Annotated in this window: 21 protein-coding genes; 2 read left to right on the forward strand and 19 right to left on the reverse strand. The window is 63.5% G+C overall.

From position 1 onward, the window contains the following. Genes M2432_RS01135 through M2432_RS01145 form a run of 3 tightly spaced genes read right to left on the reverse strand, consistent with a single transcriptional unit; the run spans position 1 to position 3,160 of the window. Positions 1-1,293, reverse strand: a complete 1,293-nt coding sequence (locus M2432_RS01135; protein ID WP_280824891.1) for a cytochrome P450 — start codon at positions 1,291-1,293, stop codon at positions 1-3. Beyond that, on the reverse strand, positions 1,290-1,748 hold the full coding sequence (locus M2432_RS01140) for a hypothetical protein (RefSeq protein WP_280824892.1): 459 nt from the start codon (positions 1,746-1,748) through the stop codon (positions 1,290-1,292). The genes M2432_RS01135 and M2432_RS01140 overlap by 4 nt, the downstream gene beginning before the upstream one ends. Beyond that, entirely contained in the window at positions 1,745-3,160 is a 1,416-nt protein-coding gene (locus M2432_RS01145; protein WP_280824893.1) for an aromatic ring-hydroxylating dioxygenase subunit alpha, read from the reverse strand. Before M2432_RS01145 ends, M2432_RS01140 begins: the two co-directional genes overlap by 4 nt. Positions 3,161-3,476: 316 nt before the next feature. Between M2432_RS01145 and M2432_RS01150 the strand changes: the two genes are divergently transcribed. Then, positions 3,477-4,076 carry a helix-turn-helix domain-containing protein gene (locus M2432_RS01150; RefSeq protein ID WP_280824894.1) on the forward strand — a complete coding sequence of 200 codons (600 nt, stop codon included), beginning with the start codon at positions 3,477-3,479 and terminating at the stop codon, positions 4,074-4,076. A gap of 600 nt (positions 4,077-4,676) precedes the next feature. Here the strand turns inward: M2432_RS01150 and M2432_RS01155 are convergent. Together M2432_RS01155 and M2432_RS01160 are read right to left on the reverse strand one after the other, a co-directional pair. Continuing rightward, on the reverse strand, positions 4,677-5,792 hold the full coding sequence (locus tag M2432_RS01155; protein WP_280824895.1) for a hypothetical protein: 1,116 nt from the start codon (positions 5,790-5,792) through the stop codon (positions 4,677-4,679). After that, the gene (locus M2432_RS01160; protein ID WP_280824896.1) at positions 5,793-6,950 is read right to left on the reverse strand and encodes a phosphotransferase family protein; all 1,158 of its coding nucleotides are present in this window, start codon (positions 6,948-6,950) and stop codon (positions 5,793-5,795) included. A 44-nt stretch (positions 6,951-6,994) separates the two neighbouring features. On the opposite strand from M2432_RS01160, the gene M2432_RS01165 reads away from it, so the two are divergent. Continuing rightward, positions 6,995-7,597, forward strand: a complete 603-nt coding sequence (locus tag M2432_RS01165; protein ID WP_280824897.1) for a TetR/AcrR family transcriptional regulator — start codon at positions 6,995-6,997, stop codon at positions 7,595-7,597. Between the two features lie 88 nt (positions 7,598-7,685). Here the strand turns inward: M2432_RS01165 and M2432_RS01170 are convergent, their stop codons facing one another. The 14 genes from M2432_RS01170 to M2432_RS01235 form a co-directional block, all read right to left on the reverse strand. Then, positions 7,686-8,453, reverse strand: a complete 768-nt coding sequence (locus M2432_RS01170) for an enoyl-CoA hydratase (RefSeq protein ID WP_280824898.1) — start codon at positions 8,451-8,453, stop codon at positions 7,686-7,688. Between the two features lie 20 nt (positions 8,454-8,473). Beyond that, positions 8,474-10,027, reverse strand: coding sequence for an NADH-quinone oxidoreductase subunit NuoN (gene nuoN, locus M2432_RS01175; RefSeq protein ID WP_280824899.1), 1,554 nt, complete (start codon positions 10,025-10,027; stop codon positions 8,474-8,476). Beyond that, a complete protein-coding gene (locus M2432_RS01180) occupies positions 10,024-11,559 on the reverse strand; it encodes an NADH-quinone oxidoreductase subunit M (RefSeq protein ID WP_280824900.1) in 1,536 nt (511 codons plus the stop codon). The genes nuoN and M2432_RS01180 overlap by 4 nt, the downstream gene beginning before the upstream one ends. Then, a complete protein-coding gene (gene nuoL / locus M2432_RS01185; protein WP_280824901.1) occupies positions 11,553-13,436 on the reverse strand; it encodes an NADH-quinone oxidoreductase subunit L in 1,884 nt (627 codons plus the stop codon). The genes M2432_RS01180 and nuoL overlap by 7 nt, the downstream gene beginning before the upstream one ends. A gap of 2 nt (positions 13,437-13,438) precedes the next feature. Continuing rightward, positions 13,439-13,738: an NADH-quinone oxidoreductase subunit NuoK gene (nuoK, locus tag M2432_RS01190; protein WP_280824902.1), complete on the reverse strand. Its 300-nt coding sequence runs from the start codon at positions 13,736-13,738 to the stop codon at positions 13,439-13,441. Beyond that, a complete protein-coding gene (locus tag M2432_RS01195) occupies positions 13,735-14,475 on the reverse strand; it encodes an NADH-quinone oxidoreductase subunit J (RefSeq protein ID WP_280825287.1) in 741 nt (246 codons plus the stop codon). Before M2432_RS01195 ends, nuoK begins: the two co-directional genes overlap by 4 nt. Before the next feature lie 68 nt (positions 14,476-14,543). Further along, positions 14,544-15,089, reverse strand: coding sequence for an NADH-quinone oxidoreductase subunit NuoI (nuoI, locus tag M2432_RS01200; RefSeq protein ID WP_280824903.1), 546 nt, complete (start codon positions 15,087-15,089; stop codon positions 14,544-14,546). Then, positions 15,079-16,302 (reverse strand): NADH-quinone oxidoreductase subunit NuoH, encoded by a 1,224-nt coding sequence (gene nuoH, locus M2432_RS01205; RefSeq protein ID WP_280824904.1) that lies wholly within the window; start codon positions 16,300-16,302, stop codon positions 15,079-15,081. The genes nuoI and nuoH overlap by 11 nt, the downstream gene beginning before the upstream one ends. Then, the gene (locus M2432_RS01210; protein ID WP_280824905.1) at positions 16,299-18,770 is read right to left on the reverse strand and encodes an NADH-quinone oxidoreductase subunit G; all 2,472 of its coding nucleotides are present in this window, start codon (positions 18,768-18,770) and stop codon (positions 16,299-16,301) included. The genes nuoH and M2432_RS01210 overlap by 4 nt, the downstream gene beginning before the upstream one ends. Further along, positions 18,767-20,068 carry an NADH-quinone oxidoreductase subunit NuoF gene (nuoF, locus tag M2432_RS01215; protein ID WP_280824906.1) on the reverse strand — a complete coding sequence of 434 codons (1,302 nt, stop codon included), beginning with the start codon at positions 20,066-20,068 and terminating at the stop codon, positions 18,767-18,769. Before nuoF ends, M2432_RS01210 begins: the two co-directional genes overlap by 4 nt. Continuing rightward, positions 20,068-20,787, reverse strand: a complete 720-nt coding sequence (gene nuoE, locus M2432_RS01220) for an NADH-quinone oxidoreductase subunit NuoE (RefSeq protein ID WP_280824907.1) — start codon at positions 20,785-20,787, stop codon at positions 20,068-20,070. The genes nuoF and nuoE overlap by 1 nt, the downstream gene beginning before the upstream one ends. Further along, positions 20,784-22,097, reverse strand: a complete 1,314-nt coding sequence (gene nuoD / locus M2432_RS01225) for an NADH dehydrogenase (quinone) subunit D (protein ID WP_280824908.1) — start codon at positions 22,095-22,097, stop codon at positions 20,784-20,786. The genes nuoE and nuoD overlap by 4 nt, the downstream gene beginning before the upstream one ends. Continuing rightward, entirely contained in the window at positions 22,097-22,786 is a 690-nt protein-coding gene (locus M2432_RS01230) for an NADH-quinone oxidoreductase subunit C (protein ID WP_280824909.1), read from the reverse strand. Before M2432_RS01230 ends, nuoD begins: the two co-directional genes overlap by 1 nt. Further along, complete coding sequence (locus M2432_RS01235; RefSeq protein WP_280824910.1) at positions 22,783-23,340, reverse strand: NADH-quinone oxidoreductase subunit B family protein; 558 nt, start codon at positions 23,338-23,340, stop codon at positions 22,783-22,785. Before M2432_RS01235 ends, M2432_RS01230 begins: the two co-directional genes overlap by 4 nt. Between the last annotated feature and the right edge of the window lie 14 nt (positions 23,341-23,354).

Consider the following 23,354-nt stretch of genomic DNA (forward strand, 5'->3'; position numbering starts at 1 on the left):
CTAGTTGAATCGGATATGCAGCTTGGTCAGGCCGCGCAGGATGAAGGTGGGCAGGTACCGGTATCGGCGATCACCGGGCGGGCCGTGGTGCTCCTCGTCGATCCAGAATTTCTCGGTCCGGTCGAGCAGTCCGTTGATGCTCACCAGCCCCTCGGTGCGGGCCAAAGGCGCACCGGGGCAACTGTGCACACCCCGGCCGAAGGCCATATGGTTGCGGGCATTGGCGCGATCCGGATCGAAGGTGTCGGGGTCGGCGAATTTGGCCGGGTCACGATTCATCGCCGCGTTGACCAGCATCACGGTGGTGCCGGCCGGCAGGTCGACGCCACCGACGGTGACCGGCGTCTTGGCCAGGCGGAAGTCGCCGCGCACCGGGCTCTCCAAGCGCAGGGTCTCCTCGATGAAACGCGGGATGAGGTCGCGGTCGGCCCGCAGCCGGGTCTGCAGCGCCTGATCTTCGGCCAGGATCATCACCGCCGCCGATAGCAGCCGCACCGTCGTTTCCTGGCCTGCGGCAAACAGATTCGATGCGACGCGCACCGCGTCGATGACCTCCGGGGTGCTGCCGTCAGGGAATGTCGCCGAGGCGACACCGGTCAGCACGTCGTCGCACGGACTGGCGCGCCGGTCACTGATGTAATCGGAGAACTTCCCGTACAGATACTCCAGCGGTGACTGCGTCATCGCGTCGCCCTTGCTGCTGCCGATGGTGCCGGCGTGGCCCTGGGTCAGTGCATCGAGGAACTCGGGATGGTCGGACTCGGGGACGCCGAGCAGATCGGCGATCACCAGCATCGCGAACGGGCTGGCAAAATCGTCGATCAGCTCGCAGCGGCCGTCGGTCAGCGCCACATCGAGCTGCCGGTCGGCGAGCTGCCAGATGAATTCCTCGTTCTCCTTGAGCCGTTTCGGGGTGATCATCCGCGACAGCAGCGCACGGTGATCGGTGTGCTTGGGCGGATCGAAGGTGGGCAGCTGATCATTGAACGGCAGGTCGTCGCGGTGCTTCTCGATCAGTTCCGAGATGTCGGTGTCACCCAGATCATCCAGCGGCACAGGGAATCCCGGGAATGGGCCAGTCACCGACAGGCACGCCGAGAAGTGCTGGGTGTCGTTGTAGATGGACAGGCCTTCGTCGTACCCGGTGACCATAACCACGTCATGGTGGGTCTCCCGGCGCAGCGGGCACTGGTTGCGCAGCGCGGCCAGATACCCGTATGGGTCGTGCAGCAGTTTGTTGTCGGTAAAGAAGTCGACCGCGTCGACGTCGGCGTCGAGGTGCTGATCGGTCACTGCGAGTCACCGGGGGTGTCGAAGCTGGGCATCATGCCTGGCAACTCCATCTGCAGGTAGACGGCAATGTACCGAATCTTGTTTTCTGCGTTGAACTCATACACCGAGGCGCTGTTGACCACGCTGCTGAAATCGCCGATCTGGCTTCGTTCCTCGAGTTCGAGGAAGGTCACGTCGGGCGTCTCGGTGATGCGTTTGAACGAGCAGTCCCAGTCCGAGGAGGTGGCCCAGTTGGTCAGGAATTCGACGTACTCGGCCCAGTTCATCACATCCTTGAACGGCCCGATGCGCACGAATTCGTCGGTGGCGATCAACTCGGCCAGCGGTGCCCAGCTCTCGGCCGAAAACCCGGGCTGCTTGGCCTCTTTCACGAGTTTCTTCATGATCTGGCTGTAGTCCAGCACGGTCCGCGCCCGCCCAGTGCTCTGCCCGATGACGTCGTCGATGGTGGTCATGCGGTTGCCCCTTCGATCATTTCGCGGCCCGCCGCGGTGATCATCTCGCGGCCTGCCGCGGTAGCCATGTGACGGTCCACCACGGAATGGAAGTGCGCGATGACGACTTCCTCCTTCACCAGCGTCATGTGATCGAGCCGGTCGTTACGCAAGCCCTTCTGCTGGCGAGGCATTTGCTCGTAGTCCTGCTGGAGTGCCTCAAAGTACTTGTGGCTTCCCGGCGTATCCACCACGATGGCCTCAGCCCGGACGGCATCGCGGAACTCCTCTGGCAGGTACATGTAGCTGGCCACATGCCAGATGCATTTGTTGGGATCGCCGCTGGGGTGCGGCACCGACATGATGACGTGGCACTCGCCGGCGCGCACGGTCATGAAGTAGTTGGGGAACAGCACCCAGCCCTGATTGTCCACCATCTGATCGTCGGTCAGGCGGCTGACGTCGAGGCCCATCCCGGTCAGCACGTCGCGGGTGGCCTGCTGCAGCAGCGCCCGCGCAGTCACATCGTCGGGAAATTCCACGCTCTCGTCCTCGGACCGATAGGGCGCGAGGAGTTCCTGGAACCGCGGGATCACCGCCACGGTCCCCGGGAAGGTCTCCGGCAGGGCCAGCATCCCTTCGACCTGATCCTGCACACTGGCACCCTGTACCTCGAACGGAGCCATTGCGACGCTGTGGTCTTCGAAGAATTGGTAGCGCGCGGTCTTCGGATTGATGTGCAGCACCTGCAGCAGCTGGGGGTGGATGCCGTTGATGTGGTAGCCCTCTTCGAAGGCGTCCATGACGACTTTCCAGTTGCACTCGATGGCCTCGGTGACATCCATGACCGTGGTGAACTGTTCGATGTGGTACGGCTCTAACAGTCTGACCACGTCGTCACCGAGGTACTCGTGTAGTGGCTGGGCCTCGGGATCCGGGTTGAGGAAGATGAATCCGGCGAAGGTATCCACCGACACCTGCAATAGCGAGTTCTTGGTCTTGTCGATCGGGCCAGCCAGGTCCTCCCGCAGCATTCCCTTCAGCTTGCCCTCCAAGTCGTAGGACCAGAGGTGGTACTGGCAGAGGAAACCGCGCTTGGCGTTACCGGTCTCGGCGGTGCACAGGGCGTTGCCGCGGTGCCGGCAGGCGTTGACGAAACCCCTTAGCGTGCCGTCTTTTCCGCGCACGATGATGAACGACTGATCGAGGATTTCGTATTTCTTCCAGTCACCAGGTTTCGGCAGGTCTTCTTCTCGGCCGGTGATCTGCCAGGATCGCTTCCAGATCGCTTCGCGTTCGCGCGCAGCATATTCCGGACAGGTGTAACGGTCGGTGGTGATGACCGTTTTGAACGTGTCGGGCTGGATGTCATCCAGGCCGAGGCCGATACCCGATTCCGGGTTGAGCCATTCACCGGGACGCGTTGCTGGCATCAAAGGAGTCCTCCTCAAATGGGTGGTGAACACCGGCGGCGAGCACTTGACCGGAGTGGGCCTGCCGGTTGTGCCGCCGCGATAGATGGACCTCGGGGATCGCATCTGGTCGGTGTGACCGGACTCACGATACACTCATGCATTAGCGATACAAGACTGTATTAGAGTGGTCGGCATCACACTCTTTTGCGGGCGTCGGAAAGCTTTTGGTGGGTGTCGGAAAGGCTGGGGATGAGCTATCAACTCTCCGTGCTCGGTGACGCCCGCCAAGCCGTCGCAGAACAGCCGCCGCCCGAGTTGGTGGGAGAATTCCCCGGTGGCTGAACGTTGGACTAAAGAGCGCAGGGCCGAACACCTTCGACAGGTGCTACTGGATGCCGCCGAGGAGGTCTTCGCCCGCAAGGGCCTGACTGGCGCTGCGCTTGAGGAAATCGCGGACACCGCGGGGTTCACCCGTGGTGCCATCTACTCCCAGTTCGGCGCTAAGGAGAAGTTGTTCCTCGCGGTGGTCGACCGACAGCGCGACCGGTTCCTCGATGGATTCATCGAGATCATGATGTCCTTTCATCATCTCGATGACGTTGATATCGATGAACTGTCGGATCGGTGGCGGCAATTGAGCAGCGGGCCGGATCGAGCCGCGTTGGGATACGAGCTCACCCTGTACCTGCTGCGCAACCCCGAGGCGCGGGAGCGCGTGGCCGCCCAGCGCCTCGAGACCGTCCGCGCGCTCGGCGAGTTCATCACCAAGAACGTGGCTCGGATCGGCGGTGTCCTCGCGATTGACGCCGAGACGTTGGCCCGGGTGATCCTGGCGGCCAACGACGGCATCACCCTCGATAGTCACCTTGGTGGACAAGACCTGTACCGCCCCTACCTGCAGCTCGTCATGTCCAGCATCCAAACCCCGGTATAGACAGCGCATTTCGTGTTTGCTGGTTGGCTCGGCAGGGACACTTCGCGCTTGGAGCAACTACGGCGCACCTGAGCCGGTGTTCGCATATACAAACTGTCCCCGGCACACCGATGTGCCCGGGGACAGATGGCTCGCCAGGTGTTCCCCGTGTGCGGGGTGGGGTCTGCGGTACAACTGCGCTCATCCGTAAGAGCCCCGGGAATATATCGACAACCCCCGTCGCTAAACCCTCCATCAGTGCCGACATCTGACGGCGTCCAAAAATCGCAGAGTCAAGGCATTGTCGGCGTTCATGAAGGGAAACTGCGATGACTGCCAGTACAGGCTCTGTTACGGTCCGCCCTGCGGCCGCGGCGATTCACTGGTGGGTCGAGATGGCCACCGCCATTCTCGCCAAGGTCCGTCACCCCGCGAGACCACGTCAGCCACAAGCTCAGCGGTACCTGTACTTCGAGCAATCCGCCATGGCTCGCGAAATGTGGAGACTTTGACGCCTGGCCTTCAAAGCAAACTGCCCCCGGCACGCCGTTGTGCCGGGGACAGGTGGCTCCCCCACAAGCGGGAGGTACCCCAGCTCTGGCGGGGATGTGAAGCAGGGGGCTAGGGGGCGACGGTCAGCCAGTCCGAGAAGCCCGACGGGTCATGCCGGCCGAGTGCACCGTGTTCGAACAGGCCCCATCCTTCGGCCGGCGGCTTGTTGCCTTCACGGCACACCGCGCGTCCGACATGGTCGATGACGCCGAAGCCGGAGCGGCCCACGATCGCCGGGTCGTTCATGTCGTAGGTGAGCCGCTCGGTGAACTTCTCGCCCTTCCACATGGCGTGCAGCCAGTCCGAGTCGCCGCCGTAGCCGCCGCCGACGTGAATGGGGCAGGGCAACTTGGATTCGACGTCGAAGCGGACCGGAGTACCGTCCAGCGCAGTGGCCTCAATGGTGGCACCGGTGGGAATGCGGGTGCCGGAGCGGTAGTGGATCTTCACGCGGGGCCAACCCAATTGCTCGATTCGGCCGTCTTTCCACACGCGGGTGCAGTCGTTGAGCGAGCGGTAGCCGTCGGGGGCCTCTTGGATGATCATCACGATGGCGAACTCTTCGAAAGCCATCGGCACGTACAGCCACCACATGCCTTCGAATGGCGGATCGGCCGGTCGTCCGGCAGGCTCTGGCTCACCGATGGGGCGGATGCCCCATGACCGGTCGCGGGACCCGATCCACACCGACGGGTCGACCTTGATCTCTTCACCGTCGATGACGAGATGGCCTGTCCAGGAACCTACTTGGGCGAATCGTTGGGCGTCCAGGGAGACTCGGTTGCCCTGCCGCATCAGGTGGCGCTGCTCCTGCACGACGTCGAAGAGACCCTCCCAGGTCAGATCGGCGGCGATGCCGTCGGTCTCCTCGAGCACTATGCGCACCTTGTGCAGCGGCTCGGTGACCTCGACGCGGTAGCCCATGACGTGCTGGTTCAGCCGGTCCTGGTCGATGGCATCTGATAGGTGCACTGCGGTCTGGGTATCACCGCGTCGGACAAGGAAATACGCATCCTTCACCCCGAGGTTGGGGTAGTAGCCCATTCCGGTGATGACGAAGATGTCACCGGTGCGGTCGTGCGCATTGAAGTACGAGCGATCGTAGAAGTTCCGGTCACTGGACCCTGGCCAGGCAATGGGCTGGGGTACCTGGTGGATGGGGAATTCGTCCATGGGGCCCAGCATTTAAGCGGTTCCTTCCAACAGCTTTTCCAACAACGACTTGTGGTAGAACAGCGACTCGATGTCTTCGGGCCGCTCCATTTCGCCGAAATGCACGCGGCGGGCGCCCGTGCGCATGAACACGCAACACCACACGACGCCGGAGTAGATATAGAACCAGCGCAGGTCACCCACCTCGACGCCGGTGAGGTCCTTGTATGTCGCGCGGACATCTTCTTCGCGCAGCACATCGGGCAGACCGGGCAGCCCAGCCAGCCCTGCGAGCTCCTCGAACACCTTGTGCGCAAAGATGATCCACGACACGTCGAACTCGCGAGGGCCAACCGTGGCCATCTCCCAGTCGAGCACCGCCGACGGCTTGAAGTCCTGGTACAACACGTTGCCGATGCGCGAATCACCCCACACCAGAACCGATTCCGACGCGGCGACGTCGTCGGGGAAGTTGGCCTCCAGCCATTCCAGCGCGCGCTCGATCAGCGGTGAGCGCTCCAAACCTGCTGCGGCGTACTGGTACCAGTCCTTGAGCCAGCCGAAGTGCCTGCGCAGTGCGGTATCACCCGGCGGGTCGATCTCCGATAGGAAGCCGAAAGTCTTGTCTGCGTCCGGGATGGAGTGCAGTTTGGCGATGGCTGCGACGGTGCTGTCCTGCAGTGTGCACCGCTGCTCGGCGGTGGCGTCGGCGAACCAGTTGCCGCCGAAGGTGTAGGGCATGACGTCGGGCGGTACCTGGCCGTCCACGCAGTCCATCAGGAAGAACGGCGCACCCAGTACCTCACCGGTGGGTTCCAGCCAACGCACCCGCGGCACCGGAACATCGGTGAGCTCACCGGCCAGCCTCATGACGTCGAACTGATGGTCCAGTCGGTACGACAAAAAGACCGGAACGTCGTCGGCGGTGGGGGCCACGCGGGCCACCCACTTCTGCTCGACCTGCTCACCGTTCTCGGTCCAGCGGCCGGTCAGCATGATGGTTTCCGAGGACATGCCGTTGGAATCGATACCACTTTCCACTGTGATATCGGGCTTTATGGCGCCCTCGGTAACTGTCGAAATCCATTGCGACAGAACGGCCGGCACGGTCGTGACGTCCCGGCTGGAGCGCTGGAGGTGGTCGACGTTGGTCTCGACCGAGACGGAGCTTTCCGCCGGTTCGTTCGCCACAGGGTCTTCCTTCCGCAAACAATTACGATACGATGCGTAGCGTTATGAAATCAGACCCGCCAGCGGTTGACAAGACCCCAAGCGCCGGACGTCCGCGTGATCCGCGGATCGACGCCGCGGTGCTGGCTGCTGCCGCAGAACTGCTGGCAGAGGTCGGCTATGCCAACCTGACCATGGCGGCGATAGCTGAGCGGGCCGGGACCACCAAGACCGCGTTGTATCGGCGCTGGTCCAGCAAGGCGGAGTTGGTGCACGAGGCCACCTTCCCGGTTGCTCCGTCGGCGCTGACCACGCCAGAAGGCGACATCGTTGCTGACGTTCGGGCCATGATCAGCGCGGCCCGCGACGTGTTCACCAGCCCGGTGGTGCGCGCAGCGTTGCCCGGCCTCGTGGCCGATATGACTGCTGATCCCGAACTCAACGGTCGGGTTGTCGCGCGCTTTCACGGGCTGTTCGACGTGGTGCGGTTGCGGCTGGAAGGAGCGGTCCAGCGTGGCGAGGTGCATCCCGATGTCGATCCGGACCGGCTGATTGAAATCATTGGTGGCGCAACGCTATTGCGGATGTTGCTGCGTCCCGATGACGAACTGGGCGAAAGCTGGGTCGACGAGGCTGCCCTGATCGTCACCCGCGGCGTCGCTCGCTGACTCGCCCGGTCCATTCCCGTCCAAACGGACAAACGGGCCGCAAAGTTCGAGTGCGAGCGGCCATTTTGTCGATCTCGGCGCATCACCGTCATGTAGCCAGTTGACCCTTGTTGCGCGTCGTCACCGCAGCGAAGCGGTCACTTAACCCCGCGAAATCACGGGCTTGTGCCCCGGCGATATCCTGCTCGGCCGTCAGCGCCGGATCGGTGACCGCGGCTGAGCCTCGACGGTATATCTCCTTGAGTCCCAACATGGTTGGTGCGGGTACCTCGGCGATCGCCGAGGCCAACTCGATGGCGCGGGGTAGAAGTTGTTCGTGGGCAACCACTTCGGTGATCAATCCGATGTGCTCGGCCCGGGCGGCGTCGATCACTTCGCCGGTCATCGACATCCGGCGGGCCATGGCTGCGCCGACAACCTGCGGTAGACGCGCTGTCATTCCGCCGCCGGGAAGAATCCCCACCCGGGCATGGGTGTCAGCGAACACCGCGCGTGGCGAGGCCACCAGAAAGTCGCATCCCAGCGCCAGTTCCAGCCCACCGGTGAACGTGGCACCGTTGATCGCACCGACCAGTGGCTTTCGCATATCGGCTGCGGCGGTGATGCAGTTCTGGGTCTGAAACTCGCCGAAGTAGTCCATGCCCTGGGCCGCGGCTTCCTTGAGATCGACGCCGGCACAGAACGCAGGGTCAGCCCCGGTGAGCACCACTGCCTGCACCGATTCGTCGGCGTCCGCCCCGGTCAGCGCGGTGTAGAGGGCGCCGATCAGCTCACGGCTCAGGGCATTTCGTGCCGCGGGTCGATTGAGGGTTATGACTCGCACAGGCCCGTGGTCGGCCTGAATGACTGTTGGCATGGTCCTACGTTAATCCAGGCTCAACGTACGAAATGGTCGGCACTGTTCGCCAGATCCAGCAAGGGCTGCGGCAGGGCGCCCAGGAATAGCGTCACCGCGGCCGTCAGCACGATCATCGCTCGGCTCAAGGTGCCCATGTCCACTGCCGGGGCGTCGGCCGGAGGCTCGGTGAAGAACATCAACACGATCACCCGCACGTAGAAATACGCCGCAACGGCGCTGGCGATCACACCGACCACCACCAACGACGCCGCGCCGCCCTCTGCGGCCGCCTTGAACACCGCGAACTTGCTGACGAAGCCGCTGGTCAACGGAATGCCGGCGAAGGCCAGCAGAAACAACGAGAACACCACACCGATGAACGGATAGCGCCGACCCAGACCGGCCCAGCGGCGTAGGTCGGACTCCTCGTCACCGTCGGACCGGCGCACCACGCTGACTATCGCGAATGCACCCAATGTGCTGAAACCGTAAGCGAACAAATAGAACAACGATCCGGACAGTCCGCTGGCGTTCAGTGCGATGACGCCGGTCAGGATGAAACCGGTGTGGGCGATGGACGAGTACGCAAGCATGCGCTTGACATCGTTCTGTGAGATCGCGGTAATGGTGCCGACCACCATGGTCATCACGGCGACGGCGGAGAACGCCGGTTGCCATTGACGGGCCAGCGGTGGCAGTGCGACATAGCAGACGCGCAACAAAGCACCGAACGCCGCGATCTTGGTAGCCGAGGCCATGAATGCTGTTACGGGCGTGGGGGCACCCTGGTAGACATCAGGCAGCCACGAATGGAACGGCACCGCACCGACTTTGAACAGCAGGCCCACCGACAATAGGGCCACGCCGATCAGGCCCATGGTCGACGGGCCCGAGGCCTCGGCTATTCCCGACAAGCTCAAGGTTCCCGAGTATCCGTACAGCATTGCGACGCCGTACAGGAAGAATCCTGACGAAAATGCGCCCAGCAGAAAGTATTTCAGCGAGGCCTCCTGCGACAGCAGTCGGCGTCGACGGGCCAGGCCGCACATCAGGTAGAGCGGGAGCGACAGCACCTCCAGTGCCACGAACATGCTCAGTAGGTCATCGGAGGCCCCGAACAGCATCATGCCGCCGAGCGCGAACATGGTCAGTGGAAAGATCTCGGTCTGTGTCACACCGGCTTTGGTGGCCACGAGTTCGGCGGTGCTGCCCGGCACCGACGAAGCCTGCGGGGTGAACGCCACCAGGCCGCCCCCGGTATCGGGCCCGACCGGAACGCGCTGAGCGATCAGCAACGTGGCGAGCAACCCAACCCCGAGCAGCGTGCCCTGCAGGAACAGTGCAGGTCGGTCGATGGCGACGGCACCCAGTACTGCGTGCCGTCCCTCCGCCGAACCCAATTGCAGCGCTTCGACGATCACCGCTGCCAGCGCGGCCAGTTGTCCGCCGAGGCTGAGGACCACCTGGATGCCGTAGCGGGCGGTCCGCGGTGCGAACGCCTCCACCAGAACCCCGGCCAGTCCCATACCGAACACGATCAGCATCGGCGATAGCAGGCCGTACTCGACCGATGGCGCTTGCAACGTAGTCATCGGGCCGCCCCCTGCCCGGTGCTCAGCAGAGTATGTCCCACAGCGGGATTGATCACATCCAACGCCGGCTTGGGATAAACGCCGAGGACCAACAGGAGTGCGATCAGCGGAACGACCACGGCCAACTCGCGGGGTACCAGGTCACGCAGTCGCTCATTGCCCGCGGCTACCGGCCCGGTCATCATTCGCTGGTACATCCACAGGATGTAGATGGCCGACAGCACGAGGGCGGTTGCGGCGAAGGCCGCGAAGACCGGATAGTGCACGAATGTTCCGATCAGGACCAGGAATTCGCTGATGAAAGGCGCCAGCCCGGGTAATGACAGGGTGGCGAGTCCGGCAACCAGGAAGGTCCCAGCCAGCACCGGCGCGACCTTCTGGACGCCGCCGAAATCGGCGATGGACCGCGAACCTCGGCGCGCGACCAAGAAGCCGGCGATCAGGAACAGCGCCGCGGTCGAGATGCCGTGGTTGATCATGTAGAGCGTGGACCCGGTTTGCCCCTGATCGGTCATCACGAAGATGCCCAAAATGATGAATCCGAAATGCGAAATCGAGGTGTATGAGATCAACCGCATGACGTCGGTTTGGCCGATCGCCACGATGGCCCCGTACACGATGCCGATTACTGCAAGGGTGATGATCAAGGGGCGGAACGTGATCGATGCCGACGGAAACAGTTGCAGGCAGTAACGCAGCATGCCGAATGTGCCGACTTTGTCGACTACGGCCATCATCAGCACTGCTGTCGCCGGAGTGGCTTGCACCGCGGCGTCAGGCAGCCACCGGTGCAACGGCCACAGCGGTGCCTTCACAGCGAAGGCGAACATGAATCCGGCGAACAGTGCATTTCCCAGCGCTGGATCCAGATTGAGTGCGCCCACCTGCACTGCCGCGGCGATTGTGCGGAAATCGAAGGTGCCGGAATGCAATGCCGTGCTGTTGGCGGTGGCCACATACAAACCGATGACCGCCGCCAGCATGATCAACCCGCCGAACAGGTTGTACAGCAGGAATTTGACTGCTGCCTTCGAGGCGGCGGGCCGGTCCGCGCCGAAGCCGCCGATCAGGAAGTACATCGGGATCAGCATTGCCTCGAAGAACACGTAGAACAGCAGGATGTCCAGTGCGACGAGCGATATCAGCACCATCGACTCGACAGCCAGGATCAGTGCCAGATACGACTGCGTGGATCGAGATTGCACGCCACCGTCATTCCAGCCGGCGACGATCAGTATTGGCACCAACACCGCGGTCAAGACCACGAGAGCAAGCGCTATCCCGTCCAAGCCCAGGATGTAGCCGGTGCCGAACGACCGAATCCACGGGTGGTTCTCTACGAACTGGTAGCGCGGCCCGGCCGGGTTGAATCGGGCGGCCAACAGCAGTGTGACGGCCAGGACCGCCACCGACACCGCGAGTGCTGACCAACGTGCGAAAGCCTGTGCAGCCGAAGGCAGCAAGATCACCAACGCCGCACCGAGCATCGGTATCACCCACAGCGCCGTCAACCACCACATCCCGGTCACCACACCCTCACCGCGAGAACGGCGGCCATGATCAGCGCCGCTCCGGCCAACATTGACAATGCGTAGGATCGTGCGAACCCGTTCTGCCAGCGCCGCAGTCGCTGGGAGGCGGCTCCGATCGCAGTCGCCAGGTTGTGGCTGACGCCTTCGACGGCATCTTCGTCGAAGAGCACGAGTTCCCGGGTAATCAGTTGGCCCGGCCGCATCAGGACCCGTTCGTTGAAGGCGTCTCCGTAGAGGTCGCTGCGCGCCGCCACGGTCAGTGCCGATACCTCCTGCGGTGCGGTCACAGGGATTGCCTGGTTGCCGTACATCCGCTGGGCAACAACAACTCCCACTGCGACAACTCCCAGGGTGAGGACGGTGATCAACCAGCCGGAGACGCCGTGGTGGGCTTCGTGGTGGCCCACCACCGGTGCCAGCCAGTCCTGCAGCACGTCGCCGACCGCCAGCAGCGCACCGGCACCGATCGATCCCGCGGCCAGTATCACCATCGGCCAGGTCATCACCGACGGCGATTCGTGGGGATGGGCTCCATCGGCCCAGCGCCGCTCGCCGAGGAACGTCATGAGCATCACGCGGGTCATGTAGAACGCCGTAATGCCGGCGCCCAGCAGCGCCGCCCCGCCGAACAGCAGCCCCTTCAATCCGCCTGCGGCAAAGGCTGTCTCGATGATCGGGTCCTTGGAGAAGAAGCCTGACAGGGGTGGAACTCCGATGATGGCCAGATAACCCATGCCGAAGGTGGCGAAGGTGACCGGCATAGCGGTGCGTAATCCGCCGTAGCGACGCATGTCGGTTTCCTCGTCCATGGCGTGCATCACCGAACCGGCGCCCAAGAACAGCCCGGCTTTGAAGAACCCGTGGGTGAGCAGGTGCAGGATCGCGATGGCATAACCGGCCGGGCCCAGTCCGGCGGCGAGCATCATGTAGCCGATCTGGCTCATGGTCGACGCGGCCAAAGCCTTCTTGATGTCGTCCTTGGCGCATCCGATCACCGCTCCGAAAAGCAGCGTGACGGCACCGACGACCGCGACAGCCAAACGGGCGTCGCCAGATTCGTTGAACACTGGTGCCGAGCGCACGACCAGATATACGCCCGCAGTCACCATGGTGGCCGCGTGGATCAGCGCCGACACTGGCGTGGGGCCCTCCATCGCATCGCCCAGCCAGGACTGCAGCGGAACCTGAGCCGATTTGCCGCAGGCGGCCAGCAGCAACAACAGCCCGATGATGGTGGTTTCACCCGATGCCAGGTGCGGCGCGCTGATGAACACGCCGGTGAAGGAAAGCGTCCCGCTATAGGCAAACATCGCCGCCAGCGCCAGCGCCAGTCCGATATCACCCACTCGGTTGACCACAAACGCCTTCTTGGCTGCGGTGGCGGCAGCCGGCTTGTACGACCAGAACCCGATCAACAGATAGGAGGCCAGGCCCACGCCTTCCCACCCGACGTACAGACCCAGGTAGTTGTCAGCCAGCACCAGCAGCAGCATCGCGGCCACGAACAGGTTCAGGTAGCCGAAAAACCTTCTGCGAGCAGGATCGTGAGCCATGTACCCGACCGAGTAGATGTGGATCAGTGATCCGACTCCGGTGATCAGAAGCGCGAAGCAGATGGACAGCTGATCCAGTCGCAGTCCGAAGTCGACATGCAGTTCGCCAACGGGAACCCAGGAGAACAACCGCTCGTCGACCGTACGGGCAGCGTCGGCGCGGCCTGCCATTGTGAAAATGTGCATCACTGCAAGGACGAACGAGCCCAGTACCGTGAGGCACCCCAGCAGGTGCCCCCACGCGTCGGTGGCCCGGCCGCCCAACAGCAGCACGGCGGCGCCCGCGAGTGGCAACGCGATCAGCAACCACACCGAAGCCGTCATGGTCAGAGCTTCAACAGGTTTGCGGCATCCACCGATGCAGACCGCCGGGTTCGGAATATGGCCATGATGATCGCCAGCCCCACCACCACTTCGCAGGCGGCGACCACCATGGTGAAGAAGGCAACCACTTGTCCGTCGAGGCGGCCGTACATCCTGGCGAACGTGACGAATGCCAGGTTGGCTGCGTTGAGCATCAATTCGACGCACATGAACATGACGATGGCGTTGCGCCGCAGCAGCATTCCGGCCGCACCGATGGTGAACAGCAGCGCTGAAAGGTACAGGTAGTTCGCGGGATTCATGATTGGCTGGTCCCCTCGTTGGTCGGCACGCTGCGCCGCGGCAGGATGGCGCTGACCGACAGATCGGCATCCGACCCGTCCGGCAGTCGGGCTGGGACGTCGACGGCGTTGTGCCGTGCGTACACCCCGGGACTCGGCATGGGCGTCGGATGCCCGCCGGCCGTGAATCGCTCAACCGCGAGTTCGCGTTGGGTCTTGCGACGGTCGAGTCGTTCGCGGTGCGCCAACACCATCGCCCCGAGCGCGGCGGTGATCAGCAGCACGCTGGTGATTTCGAAGGCCCATAGGTAGCGGGTGAATATCAAGACAGCCAACCCTTCGACATTGCCTGCCCGGTTGGCGTGCTGGAGGCCGATGAAGGTGGTGCTGACGTTCCCGATGCCGGCGATCAGCGCGACGCCGAATCCAATGCCAGCGACTGCTGCCCAAACTCGTTGTCCGCGAATTGTTTCCACCATCGAGTCGGCGGAATCAACGCCGATGAGCATCAGCACGAATAGGAACAGCATCATCACCGCGCCGGTGTACACCACCACCTGAACGACACCGAGGAACACCGCGTCCTGGACGGTGTACAGCACTGCCAGGCTGATCATGGTGCAGGCCAGGAACATTGCCGAGTAGACCGCCTTGGGTGCGGTGACCATGGCAATGGCCGCGAGCACCGCTATGCCGCCCAGCACCCAGAACACGACGGCCTCGGCTGTTGAGGTGTGCGGGAGCGTGGTCTCGGTCATTGCGGCGAAGGTCCGTGGGGCCCCATGGGTCAACGTTGCGGTGAACGTCGCGGAGAACAATGTCGCGGTCATCCGGCGGCCTCGTCGCGGGACACTCCATCAGAGGTGATGTTGCCGCGGTAGTAGTCCTCAACAGTGCTGCCGTCGGCCATGGCATGCGGGGGCGCGGTCATCCCGGGCTGCAGCGGGGCCAGCAGCTTGTCCTTCCCGTAGATCAGGTCGGCACGGTTGTCGTCGGCCATTTCATAGATGTTGGTCATGGTCAGCGCCCGAGTGGGGCAAGCCTCGATGCACAGACCGCAGCCGATGCACCGCAGATAGTTGATCTGGTACACCTGGCCATACCGTTCACCCGGCGAAAAGCGTTGTTCGTCAGTGTTGTCGGCGCCTTCGACGAAGATGGCATCGGCGGGACAGGCCCACGCGCACAACTCGCACCCGATACATTTCTCCAAGCCGTCGGCGTAACGGTTGAGCTGATGGCGCCCGTGATAGCGAGGTGCCACCGGACCTGGCTGCTCGGGGTACTGCTCGGTGATCGGCTTTTTGAACATCGCCCGGAAGGTGACGCCGAATCCGGCGATGGCAGCAAGGAATTTCGGTTTACCGGGCATGGGTTACCTCCTTGGCTGGGATGGGTGGCACGGGGAAGGCGCCTGCCACCGGGGGAACCGACGCCTGGCCAACTGGTCTGCGCCGCAGGGTGTTCCACACCACGCCGACGACCGCCACCGCGACGATGAGGCCTGCCACGGCCAGCACCACGCCCCAGCTGTCATGTCCGTGGACCCGCAGGCTGTGCACGATGCTCACGAGCATGATCCATGCCAGCGAGATGGGGATGAGCAACTTCCAGCCCAGTGCCATGAACTGGTCGTAGCGCAAGCGGGGCAGGCTGGCACGCAGCCAGATGTACATGAACATGAAGGTCCACACCTTGCCGACGAACCACAGCAGTGGCCACCATCCGGTGTTCGCGCCGGGGATCAGGCTGAACGGCCACGGTGCCTGCCACCCGCCCAGGAACAGGGTGGTGGCCAGCGCGGACACGGTGGTCATGTTGACGTATTCAGCGAGCATGAACATTGCGAACTTCAGCGATGAGTACTCGGTATGAAACCCACCGACCAGTTCGCCCTCGGCCTCGGGCAGATCGAAAGGCGCGCGATTGGTTTCGCCGACCATGGATGTCACGTAGATCAGGAACGAGGGCAGCAGTAGGAACACATACCAACGGCCCTGCTGCGCGGCGACGATCTGGGAGGTCGACATGGTGCCCGCGAACAGAAAGACCGCGGCGAAAGAGAGCGCCATTGCGATCTCATAGGAGATCACCTGGGCACTGGAGCGTAGCCCGCCGAGGAGCGGATAGGTCGATCCAGAAGCCCAGCCCGCCAGGACGATTCCGTACACTCCGATAGAGGTGACGGCCAGCACGTACAGTACTGCGACCGGCAGATCTGTCAGTTGCAGTGGGGTTCGGTGGCCAAAGACGTTGACCAGCGGGCCCATCGGGATGACCGCGAACGCCATGATGGCCGGGATCACCGCGATCACCGGCGCCAGCAGATAGATCGGCTTGTCCACCCCGGCGGGAACCAGCCCCTCCTTCAGCGCCAGCTTGACCCCGTCGGCCAGGCTCTGCAGCAGGCCGAACGGGCCGACCCGGTTCGGGCCGAAGCGCATCTGCATGCGGCCCAGCACCTTGCGCTCGACCAGGATGGCCACCAACACCGTCAACAGCAGAAACACGAAGATGCCAACGGATTTGGCCACTATCAGCCACCACGGATCGCGGCCGAATGAGGACAGGTCGGGATAGTTCATGACGCACCGGCCGCTTCTGCCTCATTGCTCCTCACGTCCGCGTCTGCCTCATTGCTCCTCACGTCCGCGTCTGCCTCATCGCTCCTCACGTCCGCGGCGATCGACACCACGTCACCCTGCGAGACACCCAACGTTTGGTGCACCGCCGAACCGGGGGAGTTCAACGGCAGCCAGACCACCCCGTCCGGCATCTCGGTGACGTTGAGCGGCAGCGTGATACGGCCGCGTTCGGTGCTGACCGCCACATTGTCGCCGTCGGCGGCGGCAATGTCCGTCGCGGTAGTCGCGGACAAGCGCACGACGGTGGGACGCGCCGTGGCCGCCAGATGTGGCTCACCATCCTGCATTCGGCCCGAATCGAGCAGCATGCGCCAGCTGCCCAGGACTGCCTGTCCGGCGTCCGGTTTCGCTGCGGGTTCGGCGTCGACATTTGGTGCGGCCAACCGTGGTCCGGCCCAACGACCCAGCCGACGCATCTCGTCCCGCACCGTGGCCACGTCGCGTAGCCCGAGGTCGATGCTGTGCTCATCGGCCAGCGCGGCCAGCACTCGCATATCGGCCGTCGCCGTCGGCGGCAACGCCGGACTGAACGGCCGCGAGCGACCTTCCCAGTTCACGAAGCTCCCGGCCTTCTCACTGACGGGGGCCACCGGGAACACCACATGGGCCAAATCGGTGACCGCACTGCGGCGCACCTCAAGACTGACGACGAATTGCGCTGCGGCCAAGGCGCGGTGGGCCTGCTCTGGATCCGGCAGGTCGGCTAGTTCGACTCCAGCCACCAGCAGTGATTCCAGGATGCCGGTGGCGGTGGCGGACAGAATGGCGGCGGTGTCGCGTCCTTGGGTGGTCGGCAACTCGTCGACGTGCCAGGCGGCTGCGACCTCTGCGCGTGCCGCAGGGTCAGTCATCAGGCGGCCACCCGGAAGCAGGTGCGGAGCCGCCCCTGCCTCGAGCGCCCCGCGCTCGCCCGCTCTGCGTGGCACCCAACCGATTCGGGCACCCGTGCGGGCTGCCAGTCGGGCCAGCGCAGAATACCCGCCGGGCACACCGGCCAGGCGTTCCCCCGCAAGAATGACCGAGCCAGGCGGCATCACTTCGATGGCATCGAGCGCCCGCGGTTCGCGGCCAGGCGCGGTGGCGATGAGTGTGCCACCCATCTTGGTGAGGCCTCTGCTGGCGAACGGTGCCACCGCAACGACTTTCAACCCGTGCTTACGGAATGCCTTGCGCAGCCGCAAATACACGATCGGTGATTCGTCCTCGGGTTCGAAGCCTGCCAGCAGTACCACCGGTGCTGCCTCCAGGTCGGCGTAGGTGACCTGCATCGGTTGGCCGGCGACCACGGCGGCGAGGAACTGAGCCTCTTCTTCGCTGTGTACGCGGCTCCGGAAGTCGATATCGTTGGTGCCCAATACGATACGAGCGAATTTGGCGTATGCGTAAGCGTCTTCAACGGTCAGGCGGCCGCCGACGAGGACCCCTGTTCGGGTGCCAGCCGCAGCCAAACCCCGCACCGCTGCGGCGACCGCTTCGGGCCAGGATGCCGGTCGCTGGCTGCCGTCGGGCTCCCGGATTAGCGGGGTGGTGAGGCGATCTTCCTGGGTTGCGTAGTTGAATGCCCAGCGGCCCTTGTCGCAGTTCCATTCCTCGTTGACTTCGGGATCGTCACCGGCTAACCGGCGCAGCACTTTTCCGCGCCGATGGTCGGTGCGTTGTGCGCAGCCGGATGCGCAATGCTCACAGACACTGGGCGAGGAAACCAGGTCGAACGGCCGGGCCCGGAATCGGTAGGCGGTCCCGGTGAGTGCACCGACCGGACAGATCTGCACGGTGTTGCCGGAGAAATATGAGTCGAAGGGAGCGGCATTGGGTCCTGTGGCGATGCCGACCTGTTGCAGCGCACCGCGTTCCAGCAATTCGATGAACGGGTCGCCGGCAACCTGGTTGGAGAATCGGGTGCAGCGGGCGCACAAGACACAACGTTCGCGGTCCAGCAGCACCTGTGCCGATAGGTTGATCGGCTTGGGATAAGTGCGTTTCACATCCTCGAAGCGAGAATCGGTGCGGCCGTTGGACATTGCCTGGTTCTGCAGCGGGCATTCGCCGCCCTTGTCGCACACCGGGCAGTCCAGTGGATGATTGATCAGCAGCAGCTCCATCACACCCTGCTGGGCCTTGTCGGCGGCCGCGGAGGTCAGCTGAGTGCGTACCACCATGTCAGGGGTAACCGTTGTGGTGCACGACGCCAACGGTTTACGTTGCCCTTCGACCTCGACCAGGCACTGCCGGCAGGCACCCACCGGCTCAAGGAGTGGGTGGTCGCAGAACCGGGGAATCTGGATACCCATGAGCTCGGCCGCACGGATCACCAAGGTGCCCTTGGGCACGCTGACCTGCTGGTCGTCGATGGTTACCGTCACCATCTCGACTGCAGTGGCCTCCTTGGCGGGTTCAGCGAGCGTCATGCGCCGGCTCCTTCCGTGGCGAACACTGCGGCGGCATGTGGGTCGAACGGACACCCACCAGCCAGATGCGCCTCGTACTCGTCGCGGAAATACTTGAGTGAGGACATGATCGGGCTGGCCGCACCGTCGCCCAGCGCGCAGAATGACTTGCCCAGGATGGCATCGGAGATGTCCAGTAGCTTGTCCAAATCGGATGCATCGGCCTGCCCGTTTTCCAGTCGCGCATAGATCTGAGCCAGCCAGTACGTGCCTTCCCGACACGGTGTGCATTTGCCGCAGGATTCGTGCGCGTAGAACTGCGTCCACCGCCGTACTGCACGTACCACACAGGTGGTCTCGTCGAATATCTGTAGCGCTTTTGTGCCCAGCATCGAACCGACACCGGCCATACCCTCGTAGTCCAATGGCACGTCAAGATGTTCGGCCGTCAACATCGGTGTCGACGACCCGCCCGGCGTCCAGAACTTGAGTTGATGTCCAGCCCGTACCCCGCCGGCGTAGTCCAACAACTCACGCAGTGAAATGCCCAGTGGTGCTTCATATTGGCCGGGGCGAGCGACATGTCCCGACAACGAGTACAACGTGAAGCCCGGGGACTTCTCCGAGCCCATGGACCTGAACCAGTCGACGCCGCCTCGCACCACGGCCGGAACGCTGGCGATCGACTCGACGTTGTTGACCACAGTGGGGCAGGCGTACAGTCCGGCGACCGCGGGAAACGGTGGGCGCAATCGGGGTTGACCACGCCGGCCCTCTAACGAGTCGAGCAATGCGGTCTCCTCGCCGCAGATGTAGGCGCCGGCGCCGGCATGTACCACCAGGTCGAGATCGAAACCGGTGCTGCCGATATTGCGTCCCAGATGGCCTGCGGCGTAGGCCTCGGCTACCGCAGTCTGCAGTCGCCGCAACACCGGCACGACCTCGCCACGGACATAGATGAACGCGTGTCTGGCGCCGATGGCATACGACGCAATGATCGCGCCCTCCACCAGCGCATGCGGAGTGGCCAACATGAGCGGAATGTCTTTGCAGGTACCGGGTTCGGACTCGTCGGCATTGACCACCAGGTAATGCGGCCTGCCGTCGTCGGGGGAGATGAACGACCACTTGGTGCCGGTGGGGAAGCCCGCGCCGCCGCGGCCGCGAAGTCCAGAGTCCTTCACCAGACCGATCACTTCACCGGGCGGCATCGCCAGAACCTTGCGCAGAGCCTGGTAGCCGCCCTGACGCAGATAGCTCGCCAACGTCCACGATTGCGGCTGATCCCAGTGGCGGCTGAGCACCGGTGTCAAATTCACTACGGCGCCTCCATACCCAGTTCGTCGGCGATTCGCAGCCCCGCCAGCGTCGCCTCGCCGGGCGCCGAATCGTTGCATCCAAGGCGGTCATCGGCGAAGCCGGCCAGGATGCGCGCGGTTTCACGGAAGGTACACAGCGGTGCGCCCCGGGTCGGGGTCGCCGGACTTCCTGACCGTAGTGAGTCGACGAGCTCCCTTGCGCTGCTGGGAGTTTGATTATCGAAGAACTCCCAGTTGACCATCAGAACTGGGGCGTAGTCGCAGGCCGCATTGCATTCGATGTGCTCCAGGGTCACCCGGCCGTCGGCGGTCGTCTCGCCGGCTCCGACCCCGAGATGCTCTTCCAGAGATTCCAGGATCGCGTCACCGCCCATCACCGCGCACAGTGTGTTGGTGCACACTCCAACCAGATAGTCGCCGGTGGGGGTGCGGCGGTACATCGAGTAGAAGGTCGCCACCGCGGTGACCTCCGCGGGGCTGAGGCCCAATTGTGCTGCACAGAAGGAGATTCCGGCGGGGGTTAGATAGCCGTCCTCGGACTGGACCAGGTGCAGCAGCGGCAACAGGGCCGACCGCGCGCTGGGATACTTGGCGATGATCGCGGCTGCATCGGCCGCCAGCCGCAATGCCACCCCATTCGAATAGGACTGCGGACCTTGACCTATCGGTGGTCCCGGCTCGTCAGGGCGTGGACCCAGCTGCAGCTCCACAACGCTCACCTGTCTACCCCTCCCATCACTGGGTCTATCGACGCCACCGCGGCGATCGCGTCGGCGACCATGGCTCCCTCGCACATCGCTGCCACCGCTTGCAGATTCGTGAACGAGGGATCGCGGTAGTGCACCCGGTAGGGGCGGGTGCCGCCGTCGGAGACCATGTGCACGCCCAACTCACCACGAGGCGATTCGACCGCCACGTAGACCTGTCCGGCCGGCACTCGGATGCCCTCGGTCACGAGTTTGAAATGGTGGATGAGTGCCTCCATCGACGAACCCATGATCTTGGCGATGTGCTCGTTGGAGTTGCCCAGACCGTCGGGTCCGATCTTCAAATCGGCTGGCCAGGCCAGCTTCTTGTCGGTGATCATCACCGGGCCGGGCTTGAGTCGATCGATACACTGCTCCACGATCTTGATGGATTCGCGCATCTCGCGCACCCGAATTATGTAACGCCCGTAGGAATCACACTGGTCGTCGGTGATGACATCGAATTCATAGTTCTCATACCCACAGTACGGTTGGGCTCGTCGTAGGTCATGCGGCAGCCCGGTGGCTCGTAGTATCGGCCCGGTGATGCCCAGAGCCATACATCCGGTCAGATCCAGGTAGCCGACGCCCTGCGTGCGGGCCTTCCAGATGTAGTTCTCGTTGAGTAGGTCTTCCATGTCCTGCAGGCGCTTTGGTAGCAGCGTGAGCAATTCGCGTAGTTGCGGAAGGGCTTCGTCGGGCAGGTCTGCGGCCAGGCCACCGGGCCGGATGAAAGCGTGGTTCATCCGTAGCCCGGTGATGGTCTCGAAGACCGACAGCACCAGCTCGCGCTCGCGGAAACCGAAGAACATCGCCGACATGGATCCCAGTTCCATTCCCCCGGTGGCCAGGGCCACCAGATGGCTGGAGATCCGGTTCAGCTCCATGAGCATGACCCGAATGACGTTGGCACGCTCGGGGATATCGTCGGTGACCCCTAGTAGCTTCTCAACTCCCAGGCAATACGCCGTCTCGTTGAAGAAGGGGGACAGGTAGTCCATCCGCGTCACGAATGTGACACCCTGGGTCCACGTCCGGTATTCGAGATTCTTCTCGATACCGGTGTGTAGATAGCCGATTCCGCATCGAATCTCGGTGATGGTCTCGCCGTCGATCTCCAGGATCAACCGCAGCACCCCGTGTGTGGACGGATGCTGCGGGCCCATGTTCACCACGATGCGCTCGCCGGCTACGGCGTTCTCGCGCGCCGCTGCGACCACTTCTTCCCAGTCCTGACCGCCGACGGTGATCACGCGGTCCTGGGAGTCGTTGGGTACGTTCATCAGTTATAGGCCCGCCGCTCGTCGGGAGGTGGAATCTGTGCGCCGTGGTATTCCACCGGAATGCCGCCCAGCGGATAGTCTTTGCGCTGCGGGTGACCGACCCAGTCGTCGGGCATCTCGATGCGGGTCAGTGCGGGGTGCCCGTCGAAGATGATGCCGAAGAAATCATACGTTTCGCGCTCATGCCAGTCCGTGGTCGGATAGACCGAAAACAGCGACGGCACATGAGGATCGGCATCCGGTGTGGTGGTCTCGACCCGAATGCGCCGATTGTGGGTTATGGACATCAATGGGTAGACGGCATGCAATTCGCGCCCCGTATCGTCGGGGTAGTGCACCCCCGATACGCCCAGACACAGTTCGAACCGTAATGCCGGGTCGTCACGCAGCACTTGGGCGACCGCGACCAGGTGCTCCCGGTGAATTTCCAGGGTCAGCTCATCACGGAACACCACGACGCGTTCCACCGCGGCCGTAAAAACGTTCTGGCCCAACGCCTCTGCCAGGGCATCGACCACTGCGTCGAAGTATCCGCCGTAGGGCCGCGGCGAACTCGCCGGCAGGGTTACCGCACTTACCAACCGGCCATAGCCCGACGTGTCACCGCTGCCCTGCACGCCGAACATGCCACGGCGCGTTCCGATCACCTCGGGCCCGTCGGGGGCGGTGCCGCTCGGCGTGTCCGTCATGACCGCAATAGTCCCTTCAGTTCGATGGTCGGGCGTGCCTGCAGCGCAGCCTCTTCCGCGGCGGCGATGGCCTCAGCGCGGTTGACGCCCAGCGGCATCTCCTGAATCTTTGCGTGCAGCTTGAGAATTGCGTTGAGGAGCATTTCTGGACGGGGCGGGCACCCCGGTAGATAGATGTCGACGGGCACGATGTGATCGACGCCCTGAACCACTGCGTAGTTGTTGAACATGCCTCCCGAGGAGGCGCAGACGCCCATAGCCAGAACCCATTTGGGCTCGGCCATCTGGTCGTACACCTGGCGCAGCACCGGAGCCATCTTCTGGCTGACCCGGCCGGCGACGATCATCAAATCTGCCTGACGCGGCGTGGCGGAGAACCTCTCCATACCGAACCGGGCGATGTCGAAACGCGGTCCAGCGGTGGCCATCATTTCGATGGCGCAGCAGGCCAGGCCGAAGGTGGCCGGCCACAACGAGCCTGACCGAACGTATCCCGCAACCTTCTCGACAGTCGACAACAGGATGCCGCCGGGTAAGCGTTCTTCCAGTCCCATCCTCGTCCCGTCCT

Source organism: Mycobacterium sp. OTB74 (genome assembly GCF_029892685.1).
GTDB lineage: Bacteria > Actinomycetota > Actinomycetes > Mycobacteriales > Mycobacteriaceae > Mycobacterium.

Coding starts and splice junctions, on each gene's coding strand:
- nuoL (WP_280824901.1), bottom strand. CDS start 13,436: ATGACGGCTTCGGTGTGGTTGCTGATCGCGTTGCCACTCGCGGGCGCC.
- nuoI (WP_280824903.1), bottom strand. CDS start 15,089: ATGCCCGGTAAACCGAAATTCCTTGCTGCCATCGCCGGATTCGGCGTC.
- M2432_RS01155 (WP_280824895.1), bottom strand. CDS start 5,792: ATGCTGGGCCCCATGGACGAATTCCCCATCCACCAGGTACCCCAGCCC.
- nuoH (WP_280824904.1), bottom strand. CDS start 16,302: ATGAACTATCCCGACCTGTCCTCATTCGGCCGCGATCCGTGGTGGCTG.
- M2432_RS01210 (WP_280824905.1), bottom strand. CDS start 18,770: ATGACGCTCGCTGAACCCGCCAAGGAGGCCACTGCAGTCGAGATGGTG.
- nuoD (WP_280824908.1), bottom strand. CDS start 22,097: ATGAACGTACCCAACGACTCCCAGGACCGCGTGATCACCGTCGGCGGT.
- M2432_RS01145 (WP_280824893.1), bottom strand. CDS start 3,160: ATGCCAGCAACGCGTCCCGGTGAATGGCTCAACCCGGAATCGGGTATC.
- M2432_RS01235 (WP_280824910.1), bottom strand. CDS start 23,340: ATGGGACTGGAAGAACGCTTACCCGGCGGCATCCTGTTGTCGACTGTC.
- M2432_RS01230 (WP_280824909.1), bottom strand. CDS start 22,786: ATGACGGACACGCCGAGCGGCACCGCCCCCGACGGGCCCGAGGTGATC.
- nuoN (WP_280824899.1), bottom strand. CDS start 10,027: ATGACTACGTTGCAAGCGCCATCGGTCGAGTACGGCCTGCTATCGCCG.
- M2432_RS01140 (WP_280824892.1), bottom strand. CDS start 1,748: ATGACCACCATCGACGACGTCATCGGGCAGAGCACTGGGCGGGCGCGG.
- M2432_RS01165 (WP_280824897.1), top strand. CDS start 6,995: ATGAAATCAGACCCGCCAGCGGTTGACAAGACCCCAAGCGCCGGACGT.
- M2432_RS01195 (WP_280825287.1), bottom strand. CDS start 14,475: ATGACCGAGACCACGCTCCCGCACACCTCAACAGCCGAGGCCGTCGTG.
- nuoK (WP_280824902.1), bottom strand. CDS start 13,738: ATGAATCCCGCGAACTACCTGTACCTTTCAGCGCTGCTGTTCACCATC.
- M2432_RS01170 (WP_280824898.1), bottom strand. CDS start 8,453: ATGCCAACAGTCATTCAGGCCGACCACGGGCCTGTGCGAGTCATAACC.